Here is a 15,107-nt window from a genome sequence, read left to right as displayed (position 1 = left end):
CCCTCGACGCCCTCAAATCACACCAGAATATTTCTATGGCGCCTCTAGTGTGCAGGCTATCAGGAGAATGTATGAACGCGGACCAAAATGCAGATAGAGACGAACAAGGGCCGGAACTGAACAGCTACGACGTGGCGGGTTCTCTCGAAACCAATATCGCGGACGGCTTTACGCTTGTCGCAGTGGGCGACCTTATTGTGTCGCGTCGATTAACAAACAGCTGCCACCCAGGCTTTGCGCAAATTGTTGAGATCTTGCAAGCTGCAGATGTGACGTTCGGTAACTTGGAAACCAACATCTTCGACATTCGCTCTTTCGAAGGAAGCCCGCAAGCAGAGTATGGCGGAGCGTATCATGTCAGCTTGCCAGAAACTGGGCCTGATCTAAGGACGATGGGGTTCAATCTGGTCAGCTGCGCAAACAACCACTCTTTCGATTGGGGCGTAGAAGGCATGCGCCTTACGTGCCGCGCGCTCGAGGAAAATGGCATTGCCTACGCCGGTGTTGGCGAAAATCTGTCACAGGCTGGTGCCGCACGTTTTGTAGAAACAACCAAAGGACGGGTAGGGTTGGTATCGTCCGCATCCACGTTCACACCTTTGTCACGTGCCTGCGACGCAGCGGGCGAAGCTCCGGGCAGGCCTGGGATCAACACTCTCCGATTGGCGAGGAGTATCGTTGTGGAGCCCAAAATGCTCGACAGCCTCCGGATTGTGCGCGATTCACTGCCGAACTTTGGGCGATCCGGTAGACAGTCAGACCAAGTTAAGGTTGCGAATGTGGCTTTCAGAGCCGGTGAGCGGCCCGGGTATTCCTATGAGCCTAATTCTAGGGACGTCGCGAACATCCTCCGAAATATTCGTCGCGGCAAGCAGTTTTCTGACTTCTGCATCTTTACAAATCACGGGCATGAACCGGGAAATTGGAGTGAAGAACCGGCGGATTACGAGAGAGAATTCGCACATCGTACTGTCGATGCAGGGGCTGATGCTTACATCGTACACGGACCGCACCGATTGCGGGGTATCGAAATCTATAAGGGTCGGCCGATATTCTATAGCCTTGGCAATTTCATGATGGACGATCTTCGGACCCCTGTGGGCGCTGACATGTACGAAGTCTATGACAAGGACTTGATCGACGCCACAGACGCTGACGTGACCGTGTCCGAAATGTCATCGGGCTACGAAACTTCACCCGGTTTCAGCGACCCAGTTTTTTACGAAAGCGTCATAGCGATCAGTCGCTTCGAGGAGAACAGACTCGCCGAGTTGCGCCTGTACCCCGTTGAACTCGGTCACTCCAAAAGGTTCGCGAACCGAGGAATTCCTAGTCTCGCATCTGCTGCGAAAGCTGAGATGATCTTAGATCGCCTGCAAAAACTTTCCGAACCTTACGGCACACGGATTGCTTTCGAGAATGGCGTTGGGGTGATCAGAATGAATGGTGTGATAGAATGAAGCGAGACTCGTGCTTAGCAGCTCGAAACAATTCGAAAGCTTCGGTTGAATTGGTCCGGACACGCTCAGCGAGTCCAAATCATAGTTGACCGGAACTGGACCGCCCCCGACCGCAAGATCAGCCAATCGCGCGAATATCCGCGCACTCTTCGCTTCGTATGAGTTCCGAGGATTGACCATTAGCCGGTCGTCTCCGATGTAATGGTTTGCACTGGGGGACCGCACCGGCGTGAGCTCGTCCAATGACGATTTTAGCATCATGCTCCGAGGATGAAGCAGGTGATCTGGCAAATCAGGGAATTGCTGCGGTCTTCTACCTGCCGCGCGTCCCACAGAACGTAAGTTAACAAGTCAACAAGTGCATTCGTACGGCCAACAATCAGATTTTCCGTCGGGGAATTACCGATGCGTATGTGTTCATCGCGGATAAATGGCTGTCGGCGCGTCTAAGTTCATCAAGAGCCGCCGTGCGGTCTTTGCTTGCCAGCAAACCACAAAGAACCTCTGAAACGGCCAAGGCTGGTGTGAGCGTATGAAAAAATGTGTGGCTCTCCGTCGGGAAGAAGACCACGTGATCGGCGATTGCCACCAAAGGTGAGACCTCGCTGTCAGTAATTGCAATTATTCCCATCCCTTTTTCGCGGGCAACCTCAGTGAGTTCAAGAGTATGCAGTGAATAGGGGCTTATCGAAACAGTCAGCAAAACATCTTCGGCGGTCGCGCGCATGAGTGCATCGCCGCTCGTGCCGGCGGGTGCGTCGAGATGAATGGTCTTTTCACCAAGCAAAGTCATTACGTAATGGAAATGCCAAGCAACCGAGTGGCAAGAGCGTAAACCGAGAACAAAAATCTTTCGAGCTCCGCTCAAGTGATCGGCGATTTTGCTGAGCCGCGAAAGGGTACCGGGTTCGTTCAGGCGCGCAATTTGAGCGGACAGACTTTGAAGCATCCGTTGCGCCAGTTCCTCACCATCCGTGACGCTGCCGTTCCGCTGCAAGGCCTGAACCGCAAAACCGTCTGTACCAACCCGAATGACATCCGCATATTGACCGCGAAAGTCTTCATACCCGGAAAAACCTAGAAATTTAGCCAAGCGCGTCATCGTGGAAGGTTGCACGTCTGCATTCCGGGCGAGCTCACGCATAGACACCAATGCTACGTCCTGCGGATGTTCAAGAATGTGTCGGGCAGCCTGCTGCAACTGTATCGACATATCGTCAAATCGCTCGACAATCAAATTATGGAGTGGTCCCTTTTGCAACATTTGCCTCGTTTTTGATGAAGTAAGTCATCCGAACCATCTCGTTGATGGGTGCGAAAGTCAAATGATATGCCGAATGGGTAGCGATTTTGGCCCCAGCCGCAGAACCGCGCAATTCACAAACACAAATGTATCATATTTTGAGAAATTAAAACATTTGTTGCATACCGCTTTTGAGTATGTAAATTGGTGGAAGGCGAACCGGAACGCCTGCTGAATCCAATCCGCGAGAAAACGATGACGAAACTCCTCCATCGAACCATCGGTTCGCCAATGCCAAGAGCCGTAGCAGGAGAAGGAATCTACATCACCGATAGCGATGGCCGCACCTACATAGACGGGTCCGGCGGGGCCGCTGTGAGTTGCCTCGGCCACAACCATCCTGAGGTGTTGGACGCGATGAAGGCGCAGATGGCGAGGATAGCTTACGCTCATACATCATTTTTCACGACTGATGTGGCGGAAGAGCTTGCCGAACAACTCGTTGAGCTAGCGCCGAAGGGGCTCGACTATGCATACTTGGTCTCAGGTGGTTCGGAAGCTGTCGAGGCTGCACTGAAGATGGCTCGCCAGTATTTTGTTGAAATCGGCCAGCCCCAGCGTCGTCATATTATTGCGCGCCGACAAAGCTACCACGGAAATACAATCGGAGCCTTAGCAACTGGCGGCAACGCCTGGCGTCGCGCGCAGTTTAAGCCCATCTTGCCGGAAACCCACCATGTTTCGCCGTGCTATGCATATCGCGACATGCAAACGGGCGAAACGCCCGCAGCTTATGGGGCGCGTCTTGCTGCAGAGCTCGAGGCGAAGATTATCGAGCTCGGAGCGGACACAGTCATGGCTTTCGTGGCTGAGCCAGTGGTGGGAGCTACTCTGGGTGCCGTGACGCCTGTAGCCGGCTACCTCAAGCTGGTTCGACAAATTTGCGATAAATACGGCATCTTGCTTATACTCGACGAAGTTATGTGCGGTATGGGTCGCACCGGCACCATGTTTGCGTTTGAGCAAGAAGGCATCGTCCCCGACCTGATGACGATCGCTAAGGGCCTAGGGGGCGGTTTCCAGCCAATTGGCGCGGTGATGCTGTCAGATACGATCTATCGCGCATTCGCGAAGGGGTCGGGGTTGTTTCAGCACGGGCATACATACATCGGTCACCCGGTTGCTGCCGCGGCAGCCAATAAAGTTGTCGAGATCTTGAGGCGTCCAGAAATGATGAAAAACGTCGTTAGGATGGGAGATCGCTTACAGATTGGCCTTGATGCGGCGCTCGGCCAATCTGCTTACGTCGGCGATATGCGCGGTCGCGGCCTTTTTCGTGGGATCGAGATTGTGGCGAACAAGGACACAAAGCAGCCTTTTGATCCCGCTCGCAAGATCAATTCGAGGATAAAGAAGGAGGCGATGCGGCGAGGGCTGATGTGCTACCCAATGGGCGGCACTATCGATGGGGTGCATGGTGACCATGTCTTGCTCGCGCCACCATATATCATCGAAGCTGAGCAGATCGACATGATTATTGATCGGCTTGCTGCAGCAATAGACGCGGCCGTTGCAGGATAAGGGTTTGGGCCAAGAAGGAATTCCCCATGACATCTCGCTGTGCGCCGATTAGTGACGACCACTGGCCCGCCGAAATCGCAAATATGAACGCTGGGTTCGCAGGCGAACTGAACGTCTATCGCACCATGGCCCACCACCCAGCGCTGCTGCAAGCGTGGGCCCCGCTCCGCCAACATATCGTCAAAGAGAGCGCCCTGGGGCAGGTACGGTCCGAACTCGTTATCTTGAGGGCAGCACACCGGATTGGTTCAGGCTATGAGTGGGCTCATCATGTGAGCCGAGCCCGCAAGCTTGGAATCTCCGACGCGCGAATTCTGTCTATGCAAGGCTCGCCCGACGGAGAGGACGGAATGATTGCCGGAGCTGTCGATGCATTATTCGACCGAGCCCAGTTACCTCCAAATATTGAGAGCGCACTGTCCAAATCAATGGGGGTCCAGGCGGTATTAGACCTCATGGCGACGGTCGGCTTCTATTCGGTGCTGGGGTTTATACTAAACACCTACGATACGCCCTTGGACGAAGCAGTATTGGCTGAGATCGCCCTTGCGGATAATTGATGGGAGCAAAAAGCGTGATGCCCAATCAAACTGACGGCGAGATTATCATGAACGTGACCACCGACAACGTGCTTGCAGAACTAGAACGCAAAGCGGTCTGCGCGATGCGTCATGCGATGCATCGCGAACCAGAACTCTCGAACCAGGAATGGAAAACGCAAAAGAGGATTTTGGAAACTCTTGAGAAGTTCGGCCTGACCGGCGCGAAAACGTTTCATGGGACCGGAGTTTACATTGATATTGTTGGGCTCTCCCCCGGCCCAAACCGATCGATCGCCCTACGAGGAGACATAGATGCCTTGCCAATTCAGGAAGACCGAAATGACCTGACGTACAGATCGCAGGTACCGGGGGTGATGCATGCATGCGGCCATGATATGCACGCTTCGATCGCTTTGGGCACCGCTCTTGCCTTCCACCGCATGCGGCAAGCGTTTTCCGGCAAAGTACGCGTGTTTTTTCAGCCAGCAGAAGAGGCCGAACCGCTTGGTGGCCGTACCGTCGTGGAGGAAAAACTGCTTGAAGGATTCGATGCGGCGGTCGGACTTCACGTCAATACGGAGATTCCAGCTGGATCCTACGGCGCACGTGCGGGAGCAGTTACAAAATCGGCCGATCAGTTTGCAGTCGAACTGATTGGAACTATGGCGCATGGCGCAAAGCCGCATCTCGGTGTTGATGCCATATCTATGGCAGGTGCCTTTATCAACGAGGTCCAGAAGGTGGTTTCCCGCGAAATGCCGGTTGACGACGGCGCGGTCGTTACTCTCGGCACAATTAGAGGAGGAGAGGCATCGAATATAATCTGCCCGTCTGTGGTCATGTCAGGAACAATCCGAACAAGTAGTCTGGAACGACGTCAGTTGCTGGTGCGACGGGTTCGGGAGGTGGCGGAGGGCGTCGCCGTCATGCACCGAGGCAAGGCAAGTTTCACCTCCCAATCCGGGGACCCTCTCGTATTCAACGATCTAGCTATGGTTGAACGCTTCCGAAAACTCGTCGTTCAACGAGAGGGCGAAGATAGGTATGTTGAACGGCCTCCGACCTCGGGCAGCGATGACTTTGGGTACTACTCTGCTTGCGTGCCATCGATCTATTTCTGGTTTGGCAGCCGAGAGCCAGGCAATGAGACTGGGGTGCACACCCCTACCTTTGGAGTTTCTGATAAGGTTCTCATCCCCACCACAGAGCTTACTATCCGGTATTGTTTGGAGCTCTTGCACGTCTAACGTACGCTGGCTCTTCACGAAGCGTCTGCCGACGGGGTGGTTTGGAAACTAGCCGATGCGAGATTCGAAAGGGCTTGCCCACCACTGGCTCTGACTACCGCTTTGATGCCATGCCCTTCGGCGACTTCAAACACAGCAGCATGGATTGCGAGGGCGATCGCCTCGCATACAGCTTCATCGGCTGGCGCTCGGTCCACAGCGAGCATTGCGAACCGGTCAAGGGCGGTATCCGCTACGCATCCAATGCCGATGCCGAAGAGGTCGATGCATTGGCCGCACTGATGACGCTGAAATGCTCGCTCGTCGACGTTCACTTCGGCGGTTCCAAGGACGCGCTGAAGTCGATCCCGCGAGTGGACACCTCAGGAACTCGAGCGCATCACTCGCCGCTTTACCCAGGAGCTCAACAAGCGCGGCCTGATCGGTCCTGGCGTTAACGTTCCGGCTCTCGATATCAGCACCGGCGAACGCGAAATGGCCTGGATGATGGTTGAGTTCCGTCGTGCCAATCCGACCGATGTCGTTAATGCGCGCGCCTGCGTCACCGGCAAGCCCTTGTCGAAAGGCGGCATCGCGGGACGCACGGAAGCCACGGGCAGGGGCGTCCAATTCGCCATCCAGAGCTTTCTTCGCGACACTCGCACAGTCGGGCTCGACGGCCAACGCGATCTGAAGGGTGTCTCGGTCATCGTGCAAGGCTTCGGCAATGTCGGCTATCACGCCGCCAAGTTCCAGTCCGAAGAGGACGGCGCACGCATCACCGTTGTTGCTGAACGAGACGGCTATGTCGCCAATACCGAGGGTCTCCCCATCGAGGTGCTCAAGCAGCATTAAATCCGCACTGGCAGCATTCTCGGCTTTGAAGGTGCCAACTCCTTTGTCGGCGATATGACCGGCATCGAACAGCCCTGTGACATTCTCATTCCAGCGGCGATGGAAAATGCCATTCATGTCGAAAACGCATCAAGGCACACCTAGTCGTGGAGGCGGCTAACGGTTCCGTCAGCTTCGAGGCGGACAAGATCCTGCGCTCCCGTGGTTTGACCATTCTTCCGGATATCTGTGTTAATGCCGGTGGCGTCATCGTTAGCTACTTCGAGCGGGTTAAGAACCTGACGCATATTCCCCTCTGCCTGATGGAACGGTGCCGGCGCGAGCGGCGTAACCAGACAATCGCTACAGCGCTCGAACGCATCACCGGAAAGAAGTTTGCGGCCGAGAGGTGTGACGAGTTCCTCGAAGGCGGCGCGGAGATTGACCTCGTTCGTTCGGGTCTGGAAGACGTCATGCGCAGCACTTGGGCACGGATTGGGGATCTCTTGGAGAAGCAGTCGGACTTGGCGATTATAGGACTGCGGCTTATGTCGCCTCGATTCGGCAGATCGCTGAAGCCTATGAGGCGATCGGGATCTGATCGTGCACTGACCGATTGGGCCGCCGCACTTTGCCAAGACGGAACGAAACGCCTAGCCATTGTCCGGTGACTACTTCCAAGTCAACGGTCCGAGAAAGATGACCAACGCTCAGACTAGATACGCCGGGAAAGGCTCCCGGCGAGTTGACAATACGCCGGAGCGGAACCCTGCGTTTCTGCCGGAAAGAATACAGGTTTACGCATCATTTACACCGAAAACGCCGCCATGTGTCAGTCAGCTCGAAGTATGATCGGTTTCGGTCAAGTTTATTGTTGCCTTTGACGGAGCACACAAAGCGTCTCCCAAGCGACTAGGCTGCCGTTGGACAGGTCCCAACGGCAGTCACTTTTTGTGCGAAAGTTGCCCGTCCTCACATCCTTCGCCTGCCCGCCATCCTGTCGCTATTGGCCACCATGAAAAGATACTTCATCTCGAGATAGTCCCCTAGTCTGCGCCGGGAGCCCTCACGGCCGATCCCCACTGCTTGATGCCGCCAACGGCGGCAGTTCTCTCTGGCGATGGGCATAAGGCTGTACGAGCGCGGGGCATGACAAGACGACATTTAGGCCCGTTTAAGAAACGCTCTCAGTCTTCAATCGGGAAGGCGAACCCGGCTTTCACGCGGTCCATGACTACCATCGTCTTGAAGCCTTTGATGTCATTGTTTTCGTAGAAAAAGCGACGCGTGAACTGTTCGTAGTCTTCCATGTCTTTTGCAGTAACTACAAGCAGGAAGTCCGCATCGCCGGTCACGTAGTAGCCGATCATCACTTCGCGCGTGTTCTTGATGGCTGCCTTGAAGCGATCGATAATGTCAGCCCGCTCCCGCTCAAGCGATACGAGAACGACGACCGTTACATGCCTGCCGACGGCTTTCGGAGACACGATCGAAACATCAGCCTCGATGACGCCCTCGGCGCGCAATCGCTTGAGCCGGCGCTGGCAGGCAGTCGGCGATAGGTGCGCTCGTTCTGCGAGTTCCTCGGACGTGAGCTTGTTGTTCTTTTGAACGGCGTTGAGAAGCGAAAGGTCTGCGCGGTCGAGTTCCATGGGCGATAAATCCTGCAGCTGGCGTTCATATTTGCCGATTTTCTGCATAGACGGCATCAGATCCGCCGTCAATCTGCGTTGATCTGGGAGCATATTGCCACCATTCAATATCGATCGGGGAATCAGCGGAGCATATCACGCTGCCTTCCGCCGCTTCACATCATCTTGCTACGGAAGGGCTCACAATGACCATCAACATCAAAGACATCGCCGATAAGGACCGCAACTCGGTCCTGCATCCGTTCACGCAGATGAAGGACTTTGCCAGCGGCAAGCTTGGCGAGCCGACGATTGTCGAGACGGGTAAGGGCATCCGGATCCAGGACGCCTACGGCAATCAGCTAATTGATGGCTTTGCCGGCCTTTACTGCGTTAATGTCGGCTATGGCCGAACCGAGGTGGCCGAGGCGATCTCGCGCCAAGCCTACCGGCTTGCCTATTACCATTCCTATGCCGCCCATACTACCGACGAACTTGCGATTCTGTCAGACCGTCTGGTGAAGATGGCACCGGGCAAGATGAGCAAGGTGTTCTACGGCATGTCCGGCTCGGATGCCAACGAAACTCAGGCCAAGCTCGTCTGGTACTATAACAACCTGCGCGGCAAGCCTACGAAGAAGAAGATCATCTCACGCGATCGCGGCTATCACGGCTGCAGCGTCGTCTCCGGTTCGATGACCGGCATGAGCTTCTATCATGACCATATGGACCTTCCCTTGCCGCAGATCACCCATACCGGCGTGCCGCATCACTACTGGGGCGCCAATCCTGGCGAGACCGAGCGGGAATTCTCCGCCCGCCGAGCCCTTGAGCTCGACCAGCTCATCGAACAGCTTGGCCCTGATAATGTCGGCGGCTTCATCGCGGAACCCGTGCTTGGCACAGGCGGTATTACGCCGCCCCCGGAAGGCTATTGGGAGGCTATCCAGCCGGTGCTCAAGAAGCATGACGTGTTGTTGATCGCCGACGAAGTCGTCACCGGTTTTGGCCGCACCGGTTCCATGTTCGGATCGCAGCATTATGGCATCGAGCCGGATCTGATCACGGTTGCCAAGGGCCTGACGTCTGCCTACTTCCCGCTCTCGGCTGCGATCGTCGGCGAGAAGGTCTATCAGGTGCTGGAAGACGGGGCCGACAGGGTCGGCGCCTTCTCGCATGGCTATACCTATTCCGGCCATCCGATCGGCGCAGCCGCGGCGAACGCCGTACTCGATATTGTCGAGAAGGAAGATCTGCCCGGCAATGCTCGCGACGTGGGCGCCTATTTCCAGGCGCAGCTGAAGGAGAAGTTCGCTCAGCTGCCGATCGTCGGCGAGGTGCGTGGTGTTGGCCTGATGGGTGCCATCGAGTTCGTCGGTAACCGCGAAAGCAAGACCCGTTTCGATCCGTCGCTGAAGGTGGGGGCGCGCGTCTCGAAGGCAGCTCGCGAGGGCGGTCTGATCGCCCGTGCAATGCCGCATGGCGACATCCTCGGCTTCGCACCGCCACTGGTCACCACCAAGGAAGAGATCGACGAGATCGTCTTGATTGCCGAGAAGGCCGTGCGCTCGGTCATGGACGAACTGGTGCGCGACGGCCAGAAGCTCTGACCGAGAGCGGCTTGCGTTTTCCAGGCCATCGTTGAACAGCCAGTCGCAATCAGATTGTCATTGTCGACCACATCAAAGGGCACAGGGCGGGGATAAGACCTCACCCTGCCCGAAGACCATACCCGCCGCTCATGCCGGCGCTTCATCAGGGAAAGGGAAGTTGGCCTATGACCGCTGCCAAACTTCATATCAAAGCGGGCCTGCCGCCTATATCTGTTTACAGTCCGTTTGACGGCTCTCTGATCGGATCGATCGACACAACGGAGGCATCCGACGTCGACGAACTCATCGCTCGTGCCCGTCGCGGGGCCGAACTCTCGCGCAACCTGCCGCGGCACAAGCGGGCAAGCATCCTCGAAGGTGCTGCACAACTTATCGAGCGCCGCCGCGATGCCTTTGCCGAGACGATCGTACGCGAAGCCGGAAAGACGATCGTTCAGGCACGAAAGGAAGTCAGTCGCTGCGTCAATACGCTAAAACTCTCTGCCGAGGAGGCAAAGCGCAACGCAGGTGAGGTCATCCCCTTCGATGCATTTGCCGGATCAGAACAGCGCCAGGGTTGGTTCACGCGGGAACCGCTCGGTATCATCACCGCCATCACCCCCTATAACGATCCGCTGAACCTGGTCGCGCACAAGCTCGGTCCGGCAATCGCAGGCGGCAACGCAGTGCTACTGAAGCCGTCGAATTTGACGCCGTTCTCCGCCATCAATCTCGTCGATGCCCTTTTCGAAGCCGGCCTTCCACGCGATGTCATCACCATTGCGCACGGTGACAGGGAACTGGTCACTGCCTTGATCACATCCCGCGATGTGCGCATGGTATCGTTTACAGGTGGATTTGCCACCGGCGAAGCCATTAGTCGCACGGCTGGGCTGAAAAAGCTGGCGATGGAATTGGGCGGCAATGCCCCCGTCATCGTGATGAATGACTGTAACTTCGATAAAGCGGTCGAGGGCTGCGTCTCCGGCGCGTTTTGGGCGGCTGGCCAAAACTGCATCGGCGCCCAGCGCATCCTGGTGCAGACGGCTATCTATGAACGTTTCCGCGATGCCTTCGTTGCTGGGACCAAAAAGCTCAAGGCTGGCGATCCGTTGCGCGACGACACCGATGTCGGTCCGATGATCTCCGGCCAGTCAGCCGAGCGGACTGAAGCTGCTGTCAATGACGCGATTGCCGCTGGAGCTACTCTTCTCTGCGGTCATCGTCGCGAAGGGTCGCTTTATCATCCGACGGTGCTCGAAGGCACGCCCCGGACCTGCGGGCTATGGAGTGAGGAAGTGTTCGCGCCAGTTGTGATGCTGGCTCCGTTCGAGACCATAGACGAAGCCATCGAGATGGCGAATGACCCCGAATACAGCCTACATGCCGGCATCTTCACCAGCGATATCAACGTTGCGCTCGACGCGGCAAACAGGATTGAGGCAGGTGGCGTGATGATCAACGATAGCTCCGATTATCGCTTCGATGCCATGCCCTTCGGCGGCTTCAAATACGGCAGCATGGGACGCGAAGGCGTTCGCTTCGCTTATGAGGAAATGACTCAGCCCAAGGTCGTCTGCATCAATCGAGGTTGATATTTCAGCTGGAACCGGTGCTGAGTTTTCCGTGATCCTGGGCTACGGCCAGCGATCTGCTGCGACGACCAACCATGCATGATACGTTCGATCGCCGATTGTCGAACGTGAGAGAACCGCGGCAGCTTGCGCAGTTTCGCACGTCGTTCGCACGCCATGTCGTGCGCAGTCATGCAGTAGTAGCCGGTCAGATCTGGCACGACCTTGTCGATAAACGTGTTGCGTTTGATCTCACGAAAGATCGTTGAGCGATGCCGGTCGAGCTGCTCTGCGATTGCATCAACACTCAGCCCGGCCGTTCGCCGGCGGGCGTTCGCCGGCGGGCGTTCTTACGACGTTCATCGAGATCAATATGGGATTAGGAGCGTTCCATTGCATCTTCCTTGTGACTGATAACCCATTGGTATCATTCGCAAGTCGCACTTCAAGCTTGAACCCACCCCGGCTACATACAATGTGGCAGAGGAGTTGAAATGTCCGCCGCTGTGCAAAGTAGAAATGTCCAATTGAGTCGTCTCGTCTACTCAGACATGCCACACTGACACCGCGGATCAGCCCCCGACCGAACCAGCTCTCCGATTGCAGGGAGAGGGCGGGGGCGGGTGACCTGCGGCCATCGGTGAGCTGATCGGACACGAAGTCCAGCGACCAGCGGTCATTGGCAGCCGTCGGGATCAACATCGGCGCTCGGGTGCCTATCGCCCGCTTACGCCCGCCACGCTTGCGTACCGTCAGCTTCTCCTCTCAATAGAGCCGGAAGAGCCGCTTGTGGTTCACAAGGTGACCCTCACGCCTGAGCAGCACATGAAGGCGTCTATATCCAAAGCGGCGACGTTCATGCGCCAGCGCCTTCATCCGCTCGCGAAGGTCATGGTCATCGTTGCGCCTGGTTTCGTAACGGATCGTCATACGGCAAAAGCCCATGGCTTTACACGCCCGCCGTTCGCTCATCTGGTGGTGATCCATCAGATGAGCGACAGCTTTCCGCCTTGCTGCGGGCGTCACCACTTCTTTCCCGAAAGGTCTTTCAAAGCGGCGTTGTCGAGCATGGCATCTGCCAGGAGCCGTTTCAGCTTCGTGTTTTTGTCTTCCAGCGTCTTCAGTCTCTTGGCTTCGGATACGTCCACGCCGCCGAACTTGGCCTTCCACTTGTAGATGCTCGCATCACTGACGCCGTGCTTGCGGCAGAGCTCCGAGACCGGCGTGCCCGCCTCGTGCTCCTTCAGAATGCCGATGATCTGTTCGTCTGTAAAACGGTTGCGCTTCATTCTCTGGTCCTCTCAATGTGACGTGCCCCCAATAAATTAGGCCATTTTGAACTGGAATTTTCCACTTATGATCCCTGACGGGAAGAAGAGGAGAATTCGATGAAGGCGTCCAAATTTTCGGAAGCGCAGATCGCATTTGTGTTGAAGCAGGCGGAGGATGGAACACCGATTGGTGAGGTTTGCCGCAAGGCAGGCATTTCGGATGCGACGTTCTACAATTGGCGTAAAAAATACGCGGGCCTGATGCCCTCGGAGATGAAGCGACTGCGGCAGCTTGAGGAGGAGAATGCCAAGCTGAAGCGGATTGTGGCGGATCTCTCACTGGACAAGGCCATGCTCCAGGATGTTCTGTCAAAAAAGCTCTGAGGCCTGCCCGCAAGCGCAAGCTTGTCGACACAGTCAAGGCGGACTGGAAGGTTTCGATCCGGCGTGCATGCTCGGTGTTGAAGATTGACCGGTCGCTCTATGTCTACAAGTCCAGACGTGGCGAGCAGGCCGAACTAAAGCTGAAGATCAGGGACATCTGCCAAACGCGCGTGCGCTACGGTTATCGTCGCGTCCATGTCCTGCTCAGGCGTGATGGATGGCCTGTTAATCCGAAGCGAATCTATCGTCTTTACAAGGAGATGGACCTCCAGCTCCGCAACAAGGTTCCCAAGCGTCGGGTCAAGGCTAAGCTACGAGCCGACCGCACGGAACCGACCCATTCTAACCATGTCTGGGCGATGGACTTCGTACACGACCAATTGGCTACCGGCCGCAAAATCAGGATTCTGACAGTGGTTGATACATTTTCACGCTTTTCGCCGGCAGTCGATGCCCGCTTCAGTTACAAGGGTGAGGATGTCGTTCAGACGCTTGAGAGGGTATGTCGCCAGGTCGGCTACCCAGCCACCATTCGGGTAGACAACGGCAGCGAATTCATCTCTCGTGATCTTGATCTCTGGGCATATCACAGAGGCGTCGTGCTCGACTTCTCGCGGCCGGGCAAGCCCACGGACAACAGCTACATCGAGAGCTTTAATGGCAAGTTCCGGGCTGAATGTCTAAACGCTCATTGGTTTATGAGCCTTGACGACGCACGGGCGAAGATGGAGGATTGGCGGAGAGACTACAACGAGTTCCGGCCACATAGCGCGATCGGCAACAAGGTGCCGATTTCGCTCATGAACGGCTCATCGGCCCTCACGCCGACCTGAGCCAAAACCCCGGAAAATTCCAGCTCCCGATGGCCCAAAATCGGGGAGCACCTCAAATGGGCCAGAGCTTACTTCAAAATGGATTATTTCAACGGGGCAAGGTCAAGGATCATTGCGCGATCTGGAAATTTGGTTCAGATAACCAGTCTTTGATATGTTTGAGATTCTATAAGCGCAGTGGATTCTGGTAGATCAGTTCATCTCAAGGGCCCATTGATTGCGGCATAGCCCACTCTTTCCGAATATATGATCCTGTACGTAGGTCCGGGGCAATTCGCGAAGCGTGCTTGAAATGATTGCCGTTTAGCGGCTGATAATATGGTTAAAGATTAAAGCAACCTAGCCGCAGCATAGTCCAGGAACCAGTGAACGTTAGCATGGCTGGCCAAGTGTGATGCCGGGCAACTGTCCCCTGGTGTTTCCTGAATGCTTTTCCGCACCGCTTCCGCTTTGGCTTGTCCGGTCGCGAGAATGACAATCTCACTCGCGTCGAGAATATCGGCAATACCCATAGTAATGGCGCGCGTCGGCACAGTCTTAAGCTCGATTAGTGTCGGCAAATTGGCGGCGCGCGTTTCTTCGGACAGTTGAACAACCCGCACCCTGCTGGTTCGGACTGATCCTGGTTCGTTAAAACCGATGTGGCCATTCGAGCCGATACCAAGCAATTGCAAGTCTATCATGGTTTCGCCAAGCAGACGTGCATAACGCGCCGCCTCCGCAGTCTCGTCCTGCGCAGCTCCGTCAATCAGATTGATCCTTTGCTGATCGAAGTCCGCCTTGTCGAACAATTCCCGATACATATAGGCCGCAAAAGAATCCGCGTGCGAACCAGCGAGACCGCAATATTCGTCAAGATTGAATGTGGTGGCCTGCGCAAAGGATATATGACCGCTCTCTACTGCATTCAGCAGCTTTGCATAGACCTGGCGAGGT

Annotated in this window: 10 protein-coding genes and 3 pseudogenes; 8 read left to right on the top strand and 5 right to left on the bottom strand. The window is 55.9% G+C overall.

Annotated features, from left to right (window positions below):
• The first annotated feature begins 71 nt into the window (after positions 1-71).
• Positions 72-1,460: a CapA family protein gene (locus tag DSM25558_RS22595; protein WP_077106928.1), complete on the top strand. Its 1,389-nt coding sequence runs from the start codon at positions 72-74 to the stop codon at positions 1,458-1,460.
• A 379-nt stretch (positions 1,461-1,839) separates the two neighbouring features.
• Here DSM25558_RS22595 and DSM25558_RS22590 read toward each other — a convergent pair whose 3' ends face one another.
• Entirely contained in the window at positions 1,840-2,724 is an 885-nt protein-coding gene (locus DSM25558_RS22590) for a MurR/RpiR family transcriptional regulator (protein ID WP_077106927.1), read from the bottom strand.
• 234 nt (positions 2,725-2,958) lie between these two features.
• Between DSM25558_RS22590 and DSM25558_RS22585 the strand changes: the two genes are divergently transcribed.
• The 4 genes and pseudogenes from DSM25558_RS22585 to DSM25558_RS22570 form a co-directional block, all read left to right on the top strand.
• The gene (locus tag DSM25558_RS22585) at positions 2,959-4,284 is read left to right on the top strand and encodes an aspartate aminotransferase family protein (protein ID WP_077106926.1); all 1,326 of its coding nucleotides are present in this window, start codon (positions 2,959-2,961) and stop codon (positions 4,282-4,284) included.
• Between the two features lie 26 nt (positions 4,285-4,310).
• A complete protein-coding gene (locus DSM25558_RS22580) occupies positions 4,311-4,844 on the top strand; it encodes a carboxymuconolactone decarboxylase family protein (RefSeq protein ID WP_077106925.1) in 534 nt (177 codons plus the stop codon).
• Positions 4,844-6,073, top strand: coding sequence for a M20 family metallopeptidase (locus DSM25558_RS22575; protein WP_371480414.1), 1,230 nt, complete (start codon positions 4,844-4,846; stop codon positions 6,071-6,073). The genes DSM25558_RS22580 and DSM25558_RS22575 overlap by 1 nt, the downstream gene beginning before the upstream one ends.
• 167 nt (positions 6,074-6,240) lie before the next feature.
• Positions 6,241-7,487, top strand: a pseudogene (locus DSM25558_RS22570) (Glu/Leu/Phe/Val dehydrogenase); the annotation flags it as partial.
• Positions 7,488-8,073: 586 nt separating this feature from the next.
• Here DSM25558_RS22570 and DSM25558_RS22565 read toward each other — a convergent pair.
• Positions 8,074-8,538, bottom strand: coding sequence for an Lrp/AsnC family transcriptional regulator (locus tag DSM25558_RS22565; protein WP_077106955.1), 465 nt, complete (start codon positions 8,536-8,538; stop codon positions 8,074-8,076).
• A gap of 185 nt (positions 8,539-8,723) precedes the next feature.
• Between DSM25558_RS22565 and DSM25558_RS22560 the strand changes: the two genes are divergently transcribed.
• The gene (locus DSM25558_RS22560) at positions 8,724-10,127 is read left to right on the top strand and encodes an aspartate aminotransferase family protein (RefSeq protein WP_077106924.1); all 1,404 of its coding nucleotides are present in this window, start codon (positions 8,724-8,726) and stop codon (positions 10,125-10,127) included.
• Between the two features lie 167 nt (positions 10,128-10,294).
• Positions 10,295-11,704 (top strand): aldehyde dehydrogenase family protein, encoded by a 1,410-nt coding sequence (locus DSM25558_RS22555; RefSeq protein WP_077106923.1) that lies wholly within the window; start codon positions 10,295-10,297, stop codon positions 11,702-11,704.
• Positions 11,705-11,748: 44 nt separating this feature from the next.
• Here the strand turns inward: DSM25558_RS22555 and DSM25558_RS22550 are convergent.
• Both DSM25558_RS22550 and DSM25558_RS28580 read right to left on the bottom strand, forming a co-directional pair.
• A pseudogene (locus DSM25558_RS22550) lies at positions 11,749-12,056 on the bottom strand (helix-turn-helix domain-containing protein); the annotation flags it as partial.
• Between the two features lie 254 nt (positions 12,057-12,310).
• Positions 12,311-12,972 (bottom strand): annotated as a pseudogene (locus tag DSM25558_RS28580) (transposase); the annotation flags it as partial.
• 99 nt (positions 12,973-13,071) lie between these two features.
• On the opposite strand from DSM25558_RS28580, the gene DSM25558_RS22530 reads away from it, so the two are divergent.
• Positions 13,072-14,171 (top strand): IS3 family transposase gene (locus DSM25558_RS22530; RefSeq protein WP_103587761.1). Its coding sequence is split into 2 segments (ribosomal slippage): positions 13,072-13,324 and positions 13,324-14,171, totalling 1,101 coding nucleotides; the frame shifts between segments, so codons are not numbered across the junction.
• 329 nt (positions 14,172-14,500) lie between these two features.
• Here the strand turns inward: DSM25558_RS22530 and DSM25558_RS22525 are convergent.
• A partial coding sequence (locus DSM25558_RS22525) for a glucosamine-6-phosphate deaminase (protein WP_077106920.1) occupies positions 14,501-15,107 on the bottom strand: 607 nt, incomplete at its 5' end.

The organism is Agrobacterium sp. DSM 25558 (genome assembly GCF_900100825.1).
In the GTDB taxonomy this organism is placed as follows: Bacteria; Pseudomonadota; Alphaproteobacteria; order Rhizobiales; family Rhizobiaceae; genus Agrobacterium.
Note: the sequence above shows the minus strand (reverse complement) of the source record. Positions and strands in the feature narration are given on the sequence as shown.